Origin of the sequence: Glycomyces artemisiae (genome assembly GCF_003002955.1) — a bacterium.
Taxonomy (GTDB): Bacteria; Actinomycetota; Actinomycetes; order Mycobacteriales; family Micromonosporaceae; genus Glycomyces; species Glycomyces artemisiae.
Genome location: NZ_PVTJ01000014.1, coordinates 44,453 through 64,794 on the forward strand (window position 1 = coordinate 44,453; position 20,342 = coordinate 64,794).

The following is a 20,342-nucleotide window of genomic DNA, read 5'->3' on the forward strand; positions in this document are numbered from 1 at the left end:
GGGGTTTCACGTGAGCGTCAGCGTGCTGTTCATCGGCGGGACCGGCCGGATCTCCACCTCCTGCGTGCGCGAGGCCGTCGCCCAGGGGCTCGACGTCACCGTCCTCAACCGCGGCCGCACCAGCGAGCGCGCCGTCCCCGACGGGGCCGAGGTCCTCACCGCCGACGCGGGCGACCCCGCCGCCGTGAAGGCCGTCCTCGGCGACCGGACGTTCGACGCCGTCGTCAACTGGGTCGTGTTCACGCCCGAGCAGGTGCGCCGCGACATCGAGCTGTTCGCGGGCCGCACGGGCCAGTACCTGTTCATCTCCTCGGCGAGCGCCTACCAGACCCCGCCCTCGCATCTGCCGGTCACCGAGTCCACGCCGCTGCGCAACCCGTTCTGGCAGTACTCGCGCGACAAGATCGCCTGCGAGGAGATTCTCACCGCCGCCTACCGCGAAGAGGGCTTCCCCGCCACGATCATCCGGCCCTCCCACACCTACGACGAGACGCTGCTGCCCTTCGACGGCGGCTGGACCGTCGTCGAGCGCATGCGCGCCGGGAAGCCCGTCATCGTCCACGGCGACGGCACGTCCCTGTGGACCATCACGCACGCCCGCGACTTTGCCGTCGGCTTCACCGGGCTCCTCGGCCTCGATGCCGCGATCGGCGAGGCCTTCCACATCACCGGCGACGAGGCCCCCACCTGGAACCAGATCTTCCAGCACGTCGCCGCCGCGGCCGGAGTCGACGAGCCGGACCTCGTCCACGTCCCCTCAGACGCGATCGCCGCCGCCGACCCCGGCTGGGGCCCCGGGCTCCTCGGCGACAAGGCCCACTCGATGGTCTTCGACAACACCAAGGTCAAGCGCCTCGTCCCCGCGTTCGGGCAGCGCACCACGCCCTACAAGCTCGGCGCGCGCGAGGTGGTCGCCTGGTACGACGCCCACCCCGAGCAGCAGGTGGTCGACGCGGAGCGCGACAAGGTCATGGACTGGCTCGCCGACCGCTACGCGCCCCACCCCATGCCGTAGGGGGTACGCGGGGACTCCCGCGCACCCCGTTCAGTCCCGGGACCTGGTCCAGCCGACCGCCTCGAAGCCGTCGCCCTCCCACAGGACGGCGCGGCCCTCGCGCACCTCGACCCCGTCGACGTACACGCCCCGGCCCTGGTACACCGGGTCGGACGTGTACCGCCAGCGCAGCCGGGCCGTGCCGTCCGGCACGACCGCCGTCGCACCGATCCACTGGCGCCCCGAGTAGCCCGAGAACGCGCCCTCGGTCCGCCAGCAGTGGTCCTCGGTGCGCAGCTCCAGCGGCACCGGCGTCCACGCCGACCCGTCAGGGCTCGCCTCCAGGACCGCCAGGTCCGTGGCCTCCGTGTCGTACCAGAGCGAGAACCGCGCGGTGGCGCGGTCGCTCGGCCGCGGCAGCACCGCCGTGAGCGTCGCCGTCGTCGCGTCGGCCTGGCCCGCGTACCACGCGTCGCGGCCCCGTGCGGGCCGCACCGGCACCGCCCGGCCCAGCGGCCGCGAGGCCGCCCGCCGGTAGGCGCTGGCCGTGCCGCGGCTGCGCGTCGGGTGGACCCGGTTCGTCATGAGCACCAGCAGCGTGCCCGCGAGCGGGTCGAGCACGATCGACGTGCCCGTGTACCCCGTGTGCCCCACGGTGACCGGCGAGCTCATCGCGTCCATGTACCAGCGCTGGCCGAGCTGCCAGCCGAGCCCGCGCGCCGCGGCCTCGCCCATCCCGGCGTTCATGTCGGTGAAGACCATGCGCGCGGTGGACTCGGAGAGGATCTCGGCGTCGCCGTAGCGGCCGCCGTTGAGGATCATCTGCCCGAACACCGCCAGGTCCCACGCCGTGGCGAACACGCCCGCGTGCCCGGCGACGCCGCCGAAGGCCCACGCGTTCTCGTCGTGGACCTCCCCGTGGACGGTGCCGCGGCCCGTCCACGGCTGGTACTCCGTCGCGGCCGTGCGCATCCGGTCCACCGGGTTGTACCCGGTGTCCTTGAGCCCCAAGGGCTCGCACACGAACTCGGCGACCAGGTCGGCGAGGCCCTGGCCCGTCGCCCGCTCCAGGACCTTGCCCAGGACGATGAGGTTGAGGTCGGAGTACTCGTAGCCCGACCCGGGGGCGCGGCGCAGCGGCTGCGCGTAGATCGCGGCCATGCGCGCGGCGTCGTCGGGCTTGTCGTACAGGTTGATGAAGGAGATCATCCCGGAGGTGTGCGACAGCAGCATCTCCAGCGTGATGGGGGACTTCGCGGGGTCGACCGAGTCGAACTCGGGGAGGTAGTCGACGACCGGCAGCTTCAGGTCCACCACGTGGTCGTCGATGAGGCGGCCGGTGACGGTGGCGGTGAACAGCTTCGAGATCGAGGCCAGGTCGTAGACCGTGCCCGTCTCGGCCGGGAGCCGCTCGGCCTCCGGCAGCTCGATCGCGGTCTCGGTCTCCTCGTCCCACCCGGAGTAGCGGAGCCGGTGGCCCCCGGCCTCGTGCAGGACGACCACGCCGCGGCGCGCGGCGAGGACCGTGAAACCGGGGAACGAGGGGGCAGAACCCTCCATATAGGACTTCAGTTGCGGGGTGATGAGGTCGACGTGCGCGGCGGTCAACCGCGCTTCGGAACAAGGCCCGTACCGCAGTTCCAGCGGATGTTCGGGGAAGGTCACATCGTACGGCCCAGCGCTCGGCGGGCCGGTCGGATCGGGCATGGAGGGGCGCTCCTCGGCGTTGGCGCGGGAGCCGAGCGCGAACGCCGACCACAGCGCCCCCGCCGCGCCCCCGAGCATGGTTCGACGCTGCATCGTGTCTCCTGGTTATCGTGCCATCACTGAGCGGTGCCGCGATAGAGCAAGTACGACTCTCTTTGCTCGGAAAACGCATCCAATTCATCGGCCCACAGCGCCGTGACCTCGTCGACGTCCGCCCCGGCCTCCACCGCGAGCCGCACCGCCTGGTTCCCGGTGAGCTTGTCCAGCCAGAACGACGTCACGTCCTGTGACCGCCAGCCGTACTGCGGGAAGACCCGCCGCTGCGCGATGACCATCGCCAGCGCCGTCCTGATCGGATCGAATTCATCCCTTCGGGTGACTTGCAGCTCCACGCCCCCGCAGACCTTTCCCGACCATTTCGAGAAAGTAGGGGTGAAATACGCTTCGCGGAAACGAGCGCCCGGCAGCCCCTCCAGCGCCTCCGACCACTCGTGGTCGATCTCCGGCGCCCCGAGGAACTCGAACGGCTTCGTCGTGCCCCGCCCCTCCGACAGCGCCGTCGCCTCGAACAGGCACGTCCCCGGGTACGCCACCGCCGTCGCCACCGTCGGCATGTTCGGCGACGGCGGCACCCACGGCAGCCCCGTCTCCTCGAAGTACATGCCCCGGCGCCACCGCTCCATCGTCACCACCGTGAGGTCCACGGCCCCGCCGAGGAACTCGCCGTTGAACAGCCGCGCCAGCTCGCCCACGGTCATCCCGTGCCGCTGCGCGATCGGCTTGAGCCCCACGAACGTCGCGTGCTCCGGGTGCAGCACCGGCCCGCTCGCCGCCAGCGCCGACCCCGGGTTCGGGCGGTCGAGGACCACGAACCGCAGGCCCAGCTGCCCCGCGGCCTCCATCGCGAGGTACATGGTCCAGATGTAGGTGTAGAACCGCGCGCCCACGTCCTGGATGTCGAAGACCACCGTCTCGATCCCGGTCTCGGCGAACACCTCCGCCATTCGGTCCATGTCGTTGTACGCGTTGTACACCGGCAGCCCGGTCTTCGCGTCGAGGAAGAAGTCCTCGCCCTCCCCGGCCTGCGAGACGCCGCGGAAGCCGTGCTCGGGGCCGAAGACCGCCGCGATGTCGACCTTCCCGCTCCCGTGCATGAGGTCCACTTCGTGGCTCAGGTCCGGGAGGACCCCGGTGGGGTTCGAGATGACGCCGACGCGCTGGCCCGCGAGTTCGCGGAAGTCGCTGCGGGCCAGGACTTCGACGCCGGTCCGGACGGCGCGTCCGCCGCGGGCGGCGGCGGGGGCGGCGGTCGCGAGGGCCGCGGCGGCGCCCGCGACGGTGCCGCCGATGACTGTCCTGCGTTTCATGCGGTGCTCCTAGTAGCTCAGGCCGTGGCCGAAGGGGAACAGGACGCCGGCGCCGTCGGCGGTGGGGATGTCGACGGGGAGCCGCCCGGCGGGGTTCACCGAGCCGAGGATCGCGTGGACGGCCGATTCGAGGCCGTCGAGCGAGTACGAGTAGGTGGCGAGGTAGGCGTTCGGGTGGTCGCCGAGCCAGGCGATGTCGTAGGGGTTCTGGACGGCGAGGGCGACGACGGGGACGCCGGTGCCCGCGAGCGCCTCGACCAGCGTCACCTGAGTCGGGTTGAGCTTGGTGTTGTTGGTGGACACGACGATGAGGCCCTTGCCCGCGGCGGCGGCCACGGCGGCGTCGATCTGCGCCTGCGTGGGCGCGGCGCCGGTGACGAGGCTCGTCTGGCTCCACCCGCGGTTGCCGAACTCGGCCGCGATCCGCGCCACGGTGGTGACGCCCCACCCGGTGACGAGGACCGAGCCGCCGTCGGTCGGCACCGGCAGCGTCCCGTCGTTCGTGACGAGGGTCGTGGTCCGGTCCGAGAGCGCCTGCGCCGCTTCGAGGCTCGCGGGAATGCCCACCACGTCGTCCACGAGCTCGGGGTCGGCGTACGGGTCGCCGAAGAGCCCGAGCCGGTACTTCAGGCCGAGGATGCGGGTCACCGACTCGTCGATGCGCTTCTCGGTGAGCTCGCCGCCGTCGACGGCGGCGAGGACGGCGTTGAACGCGATGTCGATGTGCTCCGGCATGAGCAGGATGTCCGCCCCGGCGATGAGCGCGAGCACGGGGATGCGGTCGTCGCCGTAGCCGTTGCGCACGCCCTCCATGCGCAGCGAGTCGGTGATGACGACGCCGTCGTAGCCGAGTTCGTCGCGCAGGAGCCCGGTGAGGATCTCCTCGGAGAGCGTCGCGGGCCGCAGCGAGGCGTCGAGCGCCGGGAACTGGATGTGCGCGGTCATGATCAGGTCCACGCCGGACTCGATGGCGGCGCGGAACGGCGGGGCGTCGATCTCGCGCCACTCCTCGTAGGTGTGGTCGATCTGCGGCAGCTCGGAGTGGCTGTCGTCCTCGGTGTCGCCGTGCCCGGGGAAGTGCTTGACGGTGGCGGCGAGGTCGCCGCGGGCCTGGTAGCCCTCGACCTGCGCGGCGACGAACGCGGCGACGTGCTCGCCGTCGGACCCGAAGGAGCGCACGCCGATCACGGGGTTCGCGGGGTTGACGTTGACGTCGGCGTCGGGCGCGAAGTTCTGGTTGAGCCCCATGGCGCGCAGCTCGGTCCCGGCGATGACGGCCGCGGCGCGGGCGGCCTCGGGGTCGTGCGTGGCGCCGAGCGCCATCGCGCCGGGCAGCTGCGTCGCGGGCGGGCCGATGCGGGTGACGAGGCCGTGCTCCTGGTCGGTGGCGATGAACAAGGGCGTCCCGCATCCGGCGAGGGCCGCGTCCTGGAGCCCGTTGGAGAGCGCGGTGATCTGGTCGGGGTTCGCGACGTTGTTCGACCAGGCGAAGTAGATGATGCCGCCGAGGTGGTACCGCTCGATGAGGGCGGCGGCGTTGTCGACGCCGTGCGCGGTCTGATTGCTGGCGACGTCGGCGGCGGCCGTGGTGTCGGCGGTCTGCCCGTACGCGTAGGTGGTGAAGAGCTGGCCGACCTTCTGCTCCAGGCTCATGGCCTTGAGGCGGCGCTTGACGAACCGGCGCTCGGCGCTGCCGCCGTGCGCTTGCGCGGTTCCGGCGGCGGCGGTCGCCGCGGCCGCGCCGAGGGCGGCGGCGAGCACGGTCCGGCGGGGATGCGTCTGCATGTGAGCGACTCCAGTCTGTGCGGGGTCCGGGCGGTCCCTTTTCGACGGGTAGGCCCGATCCGCTCATCCTGGCAGAAAACTTCATGTAAAGGCAAGACTACGGAGAGAATTTTCAAAATAGTGCGCCGGGGGCGGTCAGGCCAGCGCTGGGACTCCGAAGTGGAGCGTCCCGGCGTCGGCGTCCAGTGTCGCCTTGGCGCCCAACGGGATCGTGAGCGACGGGGTGCAGTGCCCGAACCCGAACTCCTCCGCCACGGGGATGGACAGGCCCGCGAGCTGGTCCGCGAGCACCTCGCGCACCTCCTCGTACGGCCCGCAGTCGGCCCATGAGCCGAGGACGACCCCGGCGAGGCCGTCGAACCACCCGGCGCGGCGCAGCTGCGTCAGGGCCCGGTCGATCCGGTAGGGCTCCTCGCCGATGTCTTCGAGGAGCAGCAGGCCGCCCGCGACGTCGGCGCGGTGGTCGGGGGTGCCGATCCCGGCCGCCAGGAGGGTCAGCGTCCCGCCGACGGTGATCCCGGTGGCGGTGCCGCCGTTCATGGTCCGCGCCGTCGACGACGCGATCTTCTGCACCCGCTCGGGTTCGAACAGGGTCTGGCGCAGGTGCTCCTGCATCCCCGCGTCGCCGGTGAAGGCCGTCCACGTCGGCATGGGCCCGTGGACCGTGGCCTGGCCGAGGTTGATGGCGATGGCCTCGTGGAGGGCCGTCATGTCGCTGAACCCGATGAACGCCTTCGGCTCGGCGCCGCGCAGCCGCTCCCAGTCGACGAGGTCGATCATCCGCTGCGACCCGTACCCGCCGCGCGCGGCGAACACGGCCGCGATCCGCGGGTCGAGCCACGCGTCCTGGAAGTCCCCGGCCCGGTCGAGGTCGAGCCCGGCGAACAGGCCGGTCCGCGCCGCCGCGTGCGGCATGACCACCGGCTCCAGGCCCCACGAGCGCAGGACCGCCAGCCCCGCGTCGATCCGCTCGCCGGGGGAGGGGCTCGCGGGGGAGACGACGGCGACCCGGTCGCCGGGGACGAGGCGCCGCGGGCGGCGCAGCGGCTTGAGGCTCAAGGCTTCAGCCCCAGTTCGAAGTCCGGGCCCGCGAAGCCGAACACCTCGGCGTACAGGGCGTGCTCGGCGAGCACCGCGTCCTCGATGGTCTCGGCGCGGCGGAACCCGTGCTGCTCGCCCTCGTAGGTCCGGTAGGCGTGCGGAATCCCCTTGCCCTGCACGCGCTCCAGGAGCCTCTCGGCCTGCGCGGGCGGGCAGATCTCGTCCTCCAGGCCCTGGAGGAGCAGGAACGGGGCGCCGATCCGGTCGGCGTGATGCACGGGGGACCGCTCCAGCGAGCGCTCCTCCAGGACCTCCGGCGGACCGACCATCGAGTACACGTACTGGGACTCGAAGTCGTGCGTCTCGTCCCCGGTCCACCCGGACAGGTCCAGGATCGGGTACTTGACGACCGCGCACGCGTAGACGCCTGCGGCCGCAGGCGAGGTGAGCGACGCCGCGGCGGTCCAGCCCCCGGCGCTGCCGCCGCGGATCGCGATCCGCGCCGGGTCGGCCAGGCCCTCGGCGGCGAGCGCGCGGGCGACCGCCGCGCAGTCCTCCACGTCCACTTCGCCCCAGCGCTCGCGCAGCCGCTCGCGGTAGGCGCGGCCGTAGCCGGTGGACCCGCCGTAGTTGACCTCGACGACGCCGATGCCGCGGGAGGTGAAGTACGCCAGCTCCATGTCGAGCACCGCCCGCACGTGGCTGGTGGGCCCGCCGTGGACCCACACCGCATACGGCGGCGCTTCGCCTTCGGGCCCTTCGAAATCGGGGTTGCGCGGCGGGTACACGTGGGCGTGCACGTCGCGCCCGTCCGGGCCGGTGAACGTGCGGTGCTCGGGGACCGGCAGATACGCGGGGTCCACTTTGGCCTCGTTCACGGCGGCCACGGCTTTGGCGGCGCCGCTGCGCGTGTCGACCTCCACGACCTCGTAGCCCGAGTGCGGGCCCGCGGCCAGGCCGTACACGTGGTCGTCCGCGGCGGCGAGGCCCGGCGCCCAGTCGGTCCAGGGCCCCTCGACGGGGCTCAGCCGCCGCTCCCACGCGTCGAAGACCCCGAGGCGGCTCTCGCCCCTGCCGTGGACGGCGGCGATGTCGCCGCTGGCGAGGATCTGGAACCACGTCGACCCGGGCGTCCACAGGGGTCCGGCGAACTCGGACTCGGCCTCGTGGACCGGGCCGCGCTCCCCGGTGTGCGGGTCGACCCAGTGGAGGTTCCACCAGCCCGTCCTGTCCCCGGCGAACACGAGCGTCTCGTCCCGGGACCACTCGACCTGCGCGATCGACTCCCCGTCGCCCCCGGCCACGGTGCGCACCCCGGACAGCACCGGGTCGTCCTCGCCGACGATCTCGGCGACGCGCAGCTCCGTCTCGTCCCAGGGCATGTGCGGGTGGTTCCAGGCGATCCACGCGAGCGCCGACCCCGAGGGGCTCACCCGCGGGCCGGCGAGGAACCGGTACGAGTCGTCGGTCAGCTCCCGCACCCGCGCGTCGTCCCCGTACCTCGTCAGGTCCACGCTGGCGATGACGCGGCGCACGTCCGTGGGGCCGGGCCCGGTGTGCTCCTCCAGGACCGCCCACGCCTCGTACCGCTCCAGGTCCACCACGGGCTCCGACCAGCGCAGCGCGCCGGGGAACGCCGGGGCCGGGCTGACCGGCAGCGGGTCGCGCCAGCGGTCCGGTTCGAACACGTACAGCCGCTGGTCCTCGTAGTTGGTGAACACGACGACGGGGCTGCCGTCCTCGCCGATCGCGCCCGCCCACGGGCGGCCCCCGTACTCGTGGACCCGGTTGCGCGCGTTCCACGGCGCGGGCAGGACCGACTCCACGGCCCCGTCGGCGGTGCGGCGCATGAGCGCGCGCCTGCCGCCCTCGTCGGGCCGCGGCTCGGTCCACCACAGCTCGTCCCCGACCGCGCCGAGGAAGCCCGGCCGCCCGTCGGACTCGGCGACCAGCGCGGTGCCGATCGGGGACTCCCAAGCGCCGTAAGGGGCTCGCTTCACATCCGTCTCCTATGCGTTCAGCAGGAAGTCGTCCAGGACCCGCAGGCCGAACCGCAGCCCCTCCACGGGGACGCGCTCGTCCACGCCGTGCGCCAGCGTCCCGTACCCGAACTCGGGCGGCAGCGCCAGCGGGGAGAACCCGTAGCCGGTGATCCCCAGCCGCGAGAACTCCTTCGCGTCCGTCCCGCCCGACATGCAGAACGGCACCGGACGGCCCTCGGGGTCGTGCTTGAGGATCGCGGCCCGCATCGCCGCGAACGTCGGCGAGTCCACGGGCGCGGCGAGCGACCGGGACCGGTGCGCGTACCGCCACTGCACGTCGGGGCCGCACAGCCCGTCCATCGTCGCCTCGAACTCGGCCTCGCCGCCCGGCACCACCCGGCCGTCGACCTCGGCGCGCGCGTGCTCGGGGATCACGTTGACCTTGTAGCCCGCTTCGAGGACCGTCGGGTTCGCGCTGTTGCGCAGCGTCGACTCCACGAGCTGCGCGGCCGCGCCGAGCCCGCTCAGGTCCTCATAGTCCGGCTCGACGCCGTGCAGCGCCGCGAGCTCGGCGACCGCGGCCTCCACCACGGGCGTGACCCGCAGCGGCCACTCGTGCGCGCCGATCCGCGCCACCGCCGCCGCCAGCTTGCTCACCGCGTTGTCCGGGTTGCGCTTCGAGCCGTGCCCGGCCCGGCCGCGGGCCGTCAGCTCCAGCCAGGCCGTGCCCCGCTCGCCCGCCGCGATCGGGTAGATCCGCATCCCGTCGCTGTGGAACGTGAACCCGCCGGACTCCGAGATCCCCTCGGTGCAGCCCTCGAACTTCTCAGCGTGCTCTTCGGCGAGGTACCGGGACCCGAAGTCGGCCTCGGCCTCCTCGTCGGCGACGAACGCGAACACGATCGACCGCCGCGGCCGCACGCCCTCGCGCGCCCACGACCGCACGGCCGCGAGCATCATCGCGTCCATGCCCTTCATGTCGATCGCCCCGCGGCCCCAAAGCATCCCGTCCGCGTCGATCTCCCCGCCGAACGGGTCCACCGACCAGTCCGCGGCCGCCGCGGGCACCACGTCCAGATGGCCGTGCACGAGCAGCGCCGGGGCCTCCGGGTCCGTCCCCTCCAGGCGCGCAACCACATTGGACCGGTTCGGGGCCTTCTCCAGGATCGCCGGTTCCAAGCCCGCTTCGGCGAGCCGCTCGGCCGCGAACTCCGCCGCGGCCCGCTCGTTCCCGTCCCCGCCGCCGAGGTTCGTCGTGTCGAACCGGATCAGGTCCCGCGTGAACGCGACGACCTCCTCCAGCGCCTGCGCATCAGCCATACTGTTCCTCCATCGCCGCGCTCGCCAGGGTCGTGACCGCCTTGAAGCAGCGGATCGCCTCGTACATCGTCGCCGACTCGTACCCGATCCGCCGCTCCCCGCAGACTGCCACGCCCGGGACCACCGTCGCCGCCCGCGCCAGGTGGTCGGCGTCGAACTCGACCTCGACCCGGTGCGGCGCCACCACGGGCTCGTGCCGGACCGCCAGCGCCGCCGCCGCGGCCGCCCCGGCACTGATCGCCTCCGCGGTCACCTCCGGCGGGTCGCACCGCGCCGCGTACCGCGACACGCACTCCTTCACCGCCACGCCGACCGCCTCGGGCGCATAGCCCTCCGCGTCCTCCACGGCCTTGTCGTCGCCGATCACCATGATCACCGGCACCCCGAACTCGGCCGCCACGGCCGCGTTCAAGCGGCCCTCGCTCGCGCGCACCCCGTCGAGCCACACGCCCGTCACCGAGTTCGCCAGGTACGTGTGCGCCAGGACCCCTTCGGACCCCGCGCCCGCGTGGTACCCGAGGAACACCACGCCGTCCACGTCCCCGTGCTGCACGCCCTCCATCATCGAGAGGTCCTTGTGCCGCCCCGTGATCATCGTCGCCCGCGCATCGAGGCGCTCCAGCAGCAGGTTCCGCATCGACCAGTGCGCCTCGTTCACCACCACGGCGTCCGCGCCGCTCATGAACAGGCCCCGCACCGCCGCGTTCACGTCCCCGGTGAACACCGGCCGCATCCGCTCCCAGCCCGGCCCGCCCGGCAGCACGTCCTCCGGGCACGTCACTCCCGTGGCCCCCTCCATGTCGGCGCTCACGAGAATCTTCACCCCGACATCCTCGCAGGGTCGCGCAGCGCCCGGTCGAGGTGGCACGCAACGAGATGCGGCTCCGCGTCCGGCCCCAGCACCGCCGGGTCCACGCCCTCGCACTGATCCAGGACCTTGAGCGCGTTCCCCGCCGCCACCTCCTGGCACCGCGGCCGGAACCGGCACCCGCCCGGAATCCGCGACGCGTCCGGCAGCTCGCCCGCCAGCACCACCGGCTCCGCAACAGGGGAGTCCGGCAGCACCGACACCAAAGCCCGCGTGTACGGGTGCCGCGGCTCGGTGAGCACCTGCTCCACCGGCCCCTGCTCCACGATCCGCCCCAGGTACATGATCGCGATCCGGTCCGCGATGCTCCACGCCAGACCCAGGTCGTGCGTGATCACCAGCGCCCCGAGCCCCGCGTCCTCCTTGAGCCGCAGCAGGAGCGACAGGATCTCCCCGCGCACCGACGCGTCCAGCGACGCCACCGGCTCGTCCGCCACCAGGATGCTCGGCTCCAGCACCAGCGCCCCCGCGATCACCACGCGCTGGCGCTGCCCGCCCGACAGCTCGTGCGGGTACGCCAGGAAGAACCGCTCCGGCGGCCGCAGGCCCGCCCGCGACAGCGCCTCGGCCACCCGGCCCGGCTCGTCGTCGGTGATCCCGTGGATGCGCAGGCCCTCCGCCACGGCGTCGTACACCGTGTGCCGCGGGTTCAGCGCCCCCGACGGGTCCTGGAGCACCAGCTGCACCTGCCGCCGGTACGCCTTCAGCGCCTTCGTCGACCGCCCCAGCGGCACATTGCCGAAGGCGACTTCACCGCCCGTGGCACGCTCCAGACCCAGGAGCGTCCGCGCCAACGTGGTCTTCCCGCAGCCGGACTCGCCCGCCAGCGCCACGATCTCGCCCGGCGCCACATCCAGGTCCACGCCGTCCACCGCGCGCGCGACCCGCCCGCCCGGCAGCCCGAACTCGACCCGCAGGCCCCGGGCCGTCAGCACCTTATCCGAGGACAACGGGCTCCCCCTCCTGCGCCACGAAGCACGCGGACAGCCGCGCGCCCTCCACTTCCAGCAGCTCCGGCGACGCCTCGCCGCACCGCTCCACCGCCACCGCGCACCGCGGCCGGAACGAGCAGCCCTCCGGCAGCCGCCCCGGGTCCGGCGGATCGCCCGCCAGCCCGCCCGGATTGCGCCGCGACGCCGGGTCCCCGATCACCGGGAACGCCGCGCCCAGCGCCGCCGAGTACGGATGCCGCGCCCGCGCGAACACCTCGTGCGCCGGACCCTGCTCGACCACCTTGCCCGCGTACATCACCGCGGCCGTGTCGCACGTCGCGGAGAGCACCGACAGGTCGTGGGAGATCATCACCAGCCCCACCCCGCGCTCCTTCACCAGGCCCGAGATCAATTGCAGCACCTGCGCCTGCACCATCACGTCGAGCGCCGTCGTCGCCTCGTCGGCGATGATCAGATCCGGGTCGCACGCCAGCGCCATCGCGATCATCACCCGCTGCCGCTGGCCGCCCGACAGCTCGTGCGGGAAGCTCCGCGCCCGCGACGGCGGCAGGCCGACGCGCTCCAGCAGCGCCTCCGCCCGCTTCGCGGCCTTCGCCGCGCTCAAGTCCTTGTCGTGCACCAGCATCGGCTCGGCCACCTGCCGCCCGATCCGCTGCACCGCGTTGAGCGAGTGCATCGCCCCCTGGAACACGATCGACGCGCCCGTCCACCGCACCGCCCGCAGCCGGCCCCACCCCATCGTGAGCAGGTCCTCCCCGTCGAGCAGGATCTCCCCGGACACCTCCGCGGACTTCGGCAGCAGCCGCAGCACCGCCATCGCCAGCGTCGACTTCCCGCACCCCGACTCGCCCGCGACCCCGAGCACCTGCCCGGCCTCCAGCGCCAAGTCCACGCCGCGCACGGCCGGGACCCGCCCGCGCGACCCGGTGTACGTGACGTGCACGTCCCGGAACTCCAAGAGCGTCATCCCTGCTCACCTCGCAGCCTCGGATTGAACACGGCCTCCAGGGCCCGCCCGCACATCATGAACGCGAGCACCACCAGGAGGATCGCCAGGCCCGGCGGCAGCAGGTACCACCACGCGTGCGCCGACACCGCCCCGTTGTCGCTGGCGCGGTTCAGGATCGAGCCCCACGACACCACGTTCGGGTCGCCCAGGCCGAGCCACGCGAGCGAGGACTCCATGAGGATCGCCGAGGGCACCAGCAGCGTCGCGCTGGCGAGCACGAGCGGCAGCACGTTGGGGAGGATGTGCTTCGTCATCTGGTGCCAGTGCCCGGCGCCGAGCGCCCTGGCGCGCTCCAGGTACGGCCGGGCCTGGACGGTGAGGGTCTGGGCCCGCACGAGCCTCGTCGTACCGGACCAGGAGACGAGCGCGATGACGAGGATCGTGGTCCCCATGCTGCGGCCCAGGACCGCGAGGAGCGCGATGGCGACGACGAGGCTGGGGAGCACCATGAACCAGTCGGAGATCCGCAGCGCGAACCAGCCGTAGGCGCCGCCGATGTGGCCGCTGGTGACGCCGACGGCGGTGCCGATGAGGATCGCCACCACGGTCGCCGTGAGTCCGATGAGGAGCGACAGCCGCGAGCCCCACAGCGTGAGCGCGAGGACCGAGCGGCCCACTTCGTCGGTGCCGAGCGGGAAATCGGCGCTCGGAGGCTCCATGCGCCCGCCGGTGGCCTGGGTGACGCTGAGCGCGGACTCGTCGATGAGGACCGGCGCGGCGAGCGCGAGGACCACGATGGCGCCCAGGAGGACCAGGCCGACCATGCCGGTGCGCTGGGCCCGGTACGCGGCCCACGACCGCGCGAACGACTGCCGCCGCCGGGCCCATGCGAGGGCCCGCGGGGAGGTGGTGGTGGATGCCGTCATGACTTCCGAATCCGTGGGTCGATGAACCAGTAGAGGATCTCGGCGGCGAGCACCGCGAGGATGGTCGAGGCCGAGAACAGCACGAACAGCGCTTGCAGCACGGGCCGGTCGGGGTAGAAGATCGCCTGCACGAACAGGCTCCCGAGCCCCGGCCACGAGAACACCGCCTCGGTGACGATGGAGCCGTTGACGACCCCGCCGATCGCGAGGAACACCAGCGTCACCGTCGGCAGCAGCGCGTTGGGCACGGCGTGCCTGTCGCGCACCTCGTCGTCGCGCAGGCCCTTGGCGCGCGCCGTGGTGAGGTAGTCCGAGCCGATCTCGTCCAAGATGGAGGAGCGCATGATCATGAGGTACCCGGCGTAGACCACGGCCGTGTAAGTGAGGACCGGCAGCACCAGGTGGTGCCCGATGTCGAGCGCCTGCGACCAGAAGTCCGGCGGCGTGCTCGGCGAGCGCATCCCGTTGACCGGGAACAGCCCCATGTACCTGGCGAAGACCAGGATCACGATCATGCCGAGCCAGAACGTGGGCGCCGAGTACAGCAGCAGCCCGGTCCCGACGTGGGCGCGGTCGTACCGGCTGCCCTGCCGCCAGCCCGAGCGCGTCCCGATCCACAGCCCCAGGACCACCGCGAGCACCATGCCGGTGCCCGAGAGCAGGAGCGTGGCCGGGAGCCGTTCGACGATGAGGTCGAAGATCGGGCGCCGGTACTGGAACGAGTCGCCCAGGTCCATCGTGAGCGTCCCGGTGATGTAGTCCCAGAACTGCTTCACCATGGGCTGGTCGAGGCCCATCTCGGCGCGCATCGCGGCCCGCTGCTCGGGGGAGACCGGGCGCTCGCGGGTGAGCTGGTCGATCGGGTCGCCGCCGATGAGCCGGAAGATGAAGAACGACGAGAACAGCACGAGCAGGAGCGACACGGCCGCGCCGCCGACGTGCTTGAGCAGGTAGCGCCCGAAGCCCGAGGACGTCCGCCGCGCGCGCCGCCCCGCGGGCGGGGCCGCAGCCCCGCCCGCGGGAGGTGGCACTTCGGTCATTCGCGCTCGTCCGCGGTGCTCTTGCGCCGCATCGCGAACCAGATGCCGCCCGCCACGACGACGACCACTGCCGCGCCGACGGCGATCCACACCCACACCGGGACGCCCGACTCCTCGGTCGCCCCGGCCGGCTGCGCCGTGTAGTACGACCACGTGAAGCCCTGCTGGCCGGTGACCATGCCGCCCTCGGAGGGCTGCGTCGTCATGCCGGTGATCCGGTCGTGGTTGTACGCCTCCATGACGTTCTGGTAGTACAGGTAGATCACGGGCGTGTCCGCGTACATGAGCGCCTGCTGCTGCTTGACGAGCTCGGCGCGCGCGTCCGGGTCGGACTCGACCTTCTGCTGCTCGTGGAGCGCGTCGAACTCGGGGTTGCAGTAGTTGTTCTCGCTGGAGCGCTCGGTGCCGTCGGTGAGCGTCGGCAGGACCGCGCACGTGTGCATGCCCAGCTGCTCGGTCGGGTTGGGGCCCACGCCCCAGCCGGAGAACGCGATGTCGAACTCGCCCAGGTAGGCCAGGTCGTTCAGCGCGGACTGCTCGATCGCCTCGGGCACGACCTCGATGCCGATCTCGGCCCACCACTCGGTCGCGAACTGCGCGATCGTGGCGTACGCGGTGTTGTCGGCGTGCTGGTAGAACCGGAAGCTCAGCCGCTCGCCGGTGCCCGGCATGGTCCGGACGCCGTCGTCGCCGCGCACGTAGCCCGCCTCGTCGAGCAGGGCGTTCGCGCCGTCGATGTCGAACTCGACGAGCTGGTCGCCGCCGTCCCAGTGGTACTGCTCGAAGATCGCCGGGATGATCCCGACCGCCGGGGTCCCGGAGCCGTCGAGCACGGTGTCCACGAGGGCCTGCTTGTCGAGCGCCATGTGCAGCGCCTGCCGCACGACCGGGTCCTTGAGCGCGGGGTGCCCGTCGCCGAACTCGGTGCCGTCCTGGGTCACCGAGTTGTAGTTCAGGGTCAGCGAGACGTACCGGCGGCCCTCCACGTCGTTGACGGTGACGTGGTCCTGCGACGCGAGCGCCTCGGTCTGGGCCGGGTTCAGGCCGCCCATGCCGTTGCCCACGATGTCGACCTCGCCGGCCTCCAGCGCGGCCACGGCCGCGTCGGTCTCGGTGTAGTAGTCGTAGACGACCTCGTCGAAGCCCGGCGCGCCCTCCCAGTAGGACTCGTTGGCCTCCAGGCGGATGAACTCGTCGGTCTCGTACTCGGTGACCTGGAACGGGCCCGAGCCGACCAGCGGGAGCTGGTTCGCGTCGTCGGCCGACGGGTCGGCGTACGTCGACCAGACGTGCTCGGGGACGATGTAGACCTCGCGCGTGAGCACGTCCCACGGGGACGGCTCGGCGAGGGTGAGCACGAACGTGGTCTCGTCCGTGGCCTCGGCGGAGACGAGGTTCCCCGCGAAGTCGATGTTCCAGTCGTGGATCGCCTGGTTCTCGATGAGCAGGCCGTACGTGTACGCCACGTCCTCGGCCGTCAGCGGCTCGCCGTCCGACCAGGTCGCGCCGTCGCGGATCGTGAACGTCCAGGTGAGACCGTCCTCGGACTCCTCCCACTCGGTCGCCAGGCCCGGCTCGGGCTCGTAGTCAGCGCCGATGCGCACGAGCGTCTCGTACGTCATCATGCTCGTCTCGTACGTGATGACGAACCGCCGCTTGAACGGGTTGAAGGTGTCGACCTCCTGGTTCGTGGCGATGAGCAGGGTGTCCTTGTCCTCCTCTTGGGCCGCCGCGCCGGGCGCGGCGACGGCCAGCGCTCCGGCCGACATCAGGAGCGCGGCCGCGGCGGCCAGGAGCCGCCGCGTCAGGGCATGGGGATTCATGGGGTGCAGGTCCTCGCATTCGGTTCCGGGCGCCTGGGGCTCTCCCGCGGACGCGGTGCCCTGCGGGCCCTCAGGGTATCGGACAGCATGACGGAACTCTTCTTGACTTGTCAACGATGTGAAGAAAGTTTTCATTGCTGCAACATGGGGCGAACGCGAACTCCCGCGAACCACCCGAGTGGACGGCGCGTTTCCAGTACATTCGGCTGACTACTGTCGGTGTTGCGGGGGTCACGGTGTGGAACTGGCTTGAGGACTCGATCGTCGCGCACCCCGAGATCTCGATCTTCCTCGCGCTGGGCCTCGGGTTCTTCGTCGGCAAGCTGAAGATCAAGGGCATCGCCCTCGGGCCGGTCACCGGGACGCTCCTCGCGGGCGTCCTCGTCGGCATCGTCTTCTCCGGCATCGACATCCCCGACCTCGTCAAGACCGTCGCGTTCGTGGCCTTCCTGTTCGCCCTCGGCTACAACGTCGGCCCCCAGTTCTTCGCGGGCCTCAAAGGCGACGGCCTCAAGCAGGTGCTCCTCGCGGTGATCAACTGCGTCGTGGGGCTCGGCATCGTCATCGTCCTCGCCAAGGCCCTCGGCTACGGCCCCGGCTGGGGCGCCGGGCTCCTCGCGGGCGGCCTCACCCAGTCCGCGGTCATCGGCGTCGCCGACTCCGCGATCAGCGCGCTCCCGGGCCTCAGCGCCGACGACGTCAAGGAGATGGAGTCGCAGGTCGCCGTCGGCTACGCGGTCTGCTACCTGTTCGGCACCGCCGCGGCCGCGTTCTTCCTCTCGACGCTCGCCCCGCGCATGCTCGGCTCCAAGGACCTCGCCGCCGACGCCCACGAGATGGAGAAGCGGCTCGGCGTCGCCAAGGAACCGGGCATCGGCCCGGCCTACTACTCGGTGGTCCGCCGCTCCTACCGCGTCACCGGCGGCTCGGTCGTGGGCCGCACTGTCGGCGACCTCGAACGCCGCGCCGAGGACCTGGGCCACCGCATCATGTTCCACGACCTGCGCCGCGGCACCACCGTCCAGAAGGTCAAGCCCTCCACCGTGATCGAAGCCGGGGACGTGGTGACGCTCGCGGCCCGCCGCCCCGACCTCGTCGCGCTCAGCGTCGACCAGTGGGGCGAGGAGGTCGACGACGAGGAGCTGCTCGACTACCAGGTGGAGACGCTCGCGATCGTCATCACCAGCAAGAAGCTCGCGGGGCAGAAGATCGGCCCGGCCTTCGCCGAGCACGCCCCGCGCCTGTTCGTCACCAAGGTGGTCCGCGGCGGCCAGGAGATCCCCTGGAGCGACGACACGGTCATCCACGGCGGCGACGAGATCACCGTCCAGGGCGGCAAGGAGGAGGTCGAGGCCGTCGTGGGCGACCTCGGCTACCCCAACCGGGCCTCGGACGCCACGGACATGTCCTACGTGGGCATCGGCATCGTCCTCGGCGCGCTCATCGGCGTCCCCACGATCGCGGTGGCGGGCGCCGACATCGGCCTGACGACCTCCGGCGGCGCGCTCATCATGGGCCTCGTGTTCGGCTGGCTGCGCGCCAAGTCGCCCACGTTCGGGCAGTTCCCGCCCGCCGCGAACTGGATGCTCTCGACCGGCGGCCTGTGCATGTTCGTGGGCATCGTCGGCATCATGGCCGGCCCCGACTTCGTCTCCGGCGTCAAATCGGAGGGCCTCAGCCTCGTGTTCGCCGGGCTCGTCGTCACGCTCTTGCCGATGCTCGTGACCATGTTCCTCGCCAAGTGGCTGTTCAAGATCCCCGTCCCGGTCAACCTCGGCATCACCGCGGGCGCGAACACCACGACCGCGTCGATCGGCGCGATCACCGACACCGCGAAGAGCCAGGTCCCCGTCCTCGGCTACACGATCCCCTACGCCATCGGCAACGTCCTGCTGACGATCTGGGGCGCGGTCATCGTGGCCGTCCTCGCCTGACCGCACACTCGAAAGGGAACGCCATGACCACGGTCGACCGCGACGAAGAACGCCGCCTCGAAGGGCTCAGCCCCTTCGAGCTGAAGAACCGGCTCATCGAGCTGGCCGGGGAGAACGAGAAGGCCAACGCCCTCGCGATGGTCAACGCCGGCCGCGGCAACCCCAACTGGACGGCGACGGCGCCCCGCGACGCGTTCTTCCTGCTGGGGCAGTTCGCGGTCACCGAGACCCGCCGCGACTGGGACGAGTTCGCGTCCTTCGGCGGCATGCCGCAGTCCGACGGCATCGCCGCGCGCCTCGGCGACTACCTCAAGGCCAACGCCTCCGCTCCCGGCGCCGAGGCCCTCGGCCGCTACGTCGCGTACGGCACCGACACGCTCGGCTTCGACGCCGACGACTGGGTCGGCGAGCTCGCCGACGCGATCATCGGCGACCACTACCCGGTCCCCGACCGGATGCTCGTCCACGCAGAGAAAGTGGTCCACGCCTACCTCGACGCCGAGATGGGCGGCGCCCCCAAAGGCGGCTGGGACCTGTACGCCGTGGAGGGCGGCACCGCCGCCATGTGCTACCTCTTCGACTCGGCGCAGGTCAACGGCCTGCTCCACCGCGGCGACCGGATCGCGCTCATGGTCCCGATCTTCACGCCGTACCTGGAGATCCCGCTGCTCGACCGGTACGCGTTCGACATCGTCTCGCTGGAGGCGTCGACCACCAGCGAGGAGGGCATCCACACCTGGCAGTACCCGGACGCCGAGATCGACAAGCTCAAGGACCCGTCGATCAAGGCGCTGTTCCTGGTCAACCCGTCGAACCCGCCGTCGGTGAAGCTCGCCGAGGCCACGCTGGAGCGCATCCGCGACATCGTCGCGAACCACAACCCGGGCCTGACGATCATCACCGACGACGTCTACGGCACGTTCACCGACGGGTTCACCTCGCTCATGTCGAGCCAGGCCGCCAACACCATCGGCGTCTACTCGTTCTCGAAGTACTTCGGCTGCACCGGCTGGCGCCTCGGCGTCATCGCCATCGCGAAGGACAACGTCTTCGACCAGCGCATCGCCGCGCTCGAAGAGACCCGCACCGCGGCGCTTCGCGAACGGTACGCGTCGATCACGCTCGAACCGGAGAAGCTCAAGTTCATCGACCGCATCGTGGCCGACTCCCGCGACGTGGCGCTCAACCACACCGCAGGGCTCTCGACCCCGCAGCAGGTCCAGATGGTCCTGTTCTCGCTCCACTGCCTCACCGACGCGGAGAACCAGTACAAGAAGGACTGCCAGGCCGTCATCGCCCGGCGCCTCAAGCAGCTCGTGGAGGGCCTCGACGTGCCCTACCCGGACGACCCGGAGGCCGCGCACTACTACGTGGAGCTCGACCTCCTCAGCTGGGCCGAGCGGAACTGGGGCCCGGAGTTCGCCGACTGGATGCAGGTCAACTACGAGCCGGTGGACCCGATCTTCCGCCTCGCGCAGGAGGAATCGGTCGTCCTGCTCAACGGCGGCGGCTTCGACGGCCCCGAGTGGTCGGTCCGCGTCTCGATGGCGAACCTCCGCATGGACGCGTACCGGCGCATCGGCGCGGCCCTGCGCCGCATCGGCGAGGAGTACCACGAGGCGTTCCAGAACAGTCGCAGGTAAGGGGGAGGGG

The 20,342-nt window shown here is 71.8% G+C and carries 15 protein-coding genes; 3 read left to right on the forward strand and 12 right to left on the reverse strand.

All coding sequences use genetic code 11. The features are described from left to right. Window positions 1-10 precede the first annotated feature (10 nt). Window positions 11-1,015, forward strand: a complete 1,005-nt coding sequence (locus B0I28_RS25355) for an SDR family oxidoreductase (RefSeq protein ID WP_106366657.1) — start codon at window positions 11-13, stop codon at window positions 1,013-1,015. Between the two features lie 30 nt (window positions 1,016-1,045). Here B0I28_RS25355 and B0I28_RS25360 read toward each other — a convergent pair whose 3' ends face one another. The 12 genes from B0I28_RS25360 to B0I28_RS25415 form a co-directional block, all read right to left on the reverse strand. Then, the gene (locus tag B0I28_RS25360; protein WP_106366658.1) at window positions 1,046-2,794 is read right to left on the reverse strand and encodes a serine hydrolase domain-containing protein; all 1,749 of its coding nucleotides are present in this window, start codon (window positions 2,792-2,794) and stop codon (window positions 1,046-1,048) included. A gap of 23 nt (window positions 2,795-2,817) precedes the next feature. Further along, on the reverse strand, window positions 2,818-4,068 hold the full coding sequence (locus tag B0I28_RS25365; RefSeq protein WP_106366659.1) for an exo-beta-N-acetylmuramidase NamZ family protein: 1,251 nt from the start codon (window positions 4,066-4,068) through the stop codon (window positions 2,818-2,820). 9 nt (window positions 4,069-4,077) lie between these two features. Then, entirely contained in the window at window positions 4,078-5,853 is a 1,776-nt protein-coding gene (locus B0I28_RS25370) for a glycoside hydrolase family 3 protein (protein ID WP_106366660.1), read from the reverse strand. A gap of 135 nt (window positions 5,854-5,988) precedes the next feature. Next, window positions 5,989-6,912 carry a S66 peptidase family protein gene (locus B0I28_RS25375; protein WP_106366661.1) on the reverse strand — a complete coding sequence of 308 codons (924 nt, stop codon included), beginning with the start codon at window positions 6,910-6,912 and terminating at the stop codon, window positions 5,989-5,991. Continuing rightward, a complete protein-coding gene (locus B0I28_RS25380; protein WP_106366662.1) occupies window positions 6,909-8,894 on the reverse strand; it encodes a S9 family peptidase in 1,986 nt (661 codons plus the stop codon). Before B0I28_RS25380 ends, B0I28_RS25375 begins: the two co-directional genes overlap by 4 nt. 9 nt (window positions 8,895-8,903) lie before the next feature. Continuing rightward, complete coding sequence (locus tag B0I28_RS25385) at window positions 8,904-10,196, reverse strand: M20/M25/M40 family metallo-hydrolase (protein WP_106366663.1); 1,293 nt, start codon at window positions 10,194-10,196, stop codon at window positions 8,904-8,906. Beyond that, a complete protein-coding gene (locus B0I28_RS25390; RefSeq protein WP_106366664.1) occupies window positions 10,189-11,019 on the reverse strand; it encodes a M55 family metallopeptidase in 831 nt (276 codons plus the stop codon). The genes B0I28_RS25385 and B0I28_RS25390 overlap by 8 nt, the downstream gene beginning before the upstream one ends. Continuing rightward, window positions 11,016-12,014: an ABC transporter ATP-binding protein gene (locus tag B0I28_RS25395; RefSeq protein WP_106366665.1), complete on the reverse strand. Its 999-nt coding sequence runs from the start codon at window positions 12,012-12,014 to the stop codon at window positions 11,016-11,018. Before B0I28_RS25395 ends, B0I28_RS25390 begins: the two co-directional genes overlap by 4 nt. Next, window positions 12,001-12,984, reverse strand: a complete 984-nt coding sequence (locus B0I28_RS25400) for an ABC transporter ATP-binding protein (protein ID WP_106366666.1) — start codon at window positions 12,982-12,984, stop codon at window positions 12,001-12,003. The genes B0I28_RS25395 and B0I28_RS25400 overlap by 14 nt, the downstream gene beginning before the upstream one ends. After that, complete coding sequence (locus tag B0I28_RS25405; protein WP_106366667.1) at window positions 12,981-13,892, reverse strand: ABC transporter permease; 912 nt, start codon at window positions 13,890-13,892, stop codon at window positions 12,981-12,983. Before B0I28_RS25405 ends, B0I28_RS25400 begins: the two co-directional genes overlap by 4 nt. Next, on the reverse strand, window positions 13,889-14,932 hold the full coding sequence (locus tag B0I28_RS25410) for an ABC transporter permease (RefSeq protein WP_106366668.1): 1,044 nt from the start codon (window positions 14,930-14,932) through the stop codon (window positions 13,889-13,891). Before B0I28_RS25410 ends, B0I28_RS25405 begins: the two co-directional genes overlap by 4 nt. Next, window positions 14,929-16,755, reverse strand: coding sequence for an ABC transporter substrate-binding protein (locus B0I28_RS25415; RefSeq protein WP_106366669.1), 1,827 nt, complete (start codon window positions 16,753-16,755; stop codon window positions 14,929-14,931). The genes B0I28_RS25410 and B0I28_RS25415 overlap by 4 nt, the downstream gene beginning before the upstream one ends. 236 nt (window positions 16,756-16,991) lie before the next feature. Between B0I28_RS25415 and aspT the strand changes: the two genes are divergently transcribed. Both aspT and B0I28_RS25425 read left to right on the forward strand, forming a co-directional pair. Further along, on the forward strand, window positions 16,992-18,689 hold the full coding sequence (aspT, locus tag B0I28_RS25420; protein WP_106366670.1) for an aspartate-alanine antiporter: 1,698 nt from the start codon (window positions 16,992-16,994) through the stop codon (window positions 18,687-18,689). Between the two features lie 23 nt (window positions 18,690-18,712). Then, complete coding sequence (locus tag B0I28_RS25425; protein WP_106366671.1) at window positions 18,713-20,332, forward strand: bifunctional aspartate transaminase/aspartate 4-decarboxylase; 1,620 nt, start codon at window positions 18,713-18,715, stop codon at window positions 20,330-20,332. The last annotated feature ends 10 nt before the right edge of the window (window positions 20,333-20,342 follow it).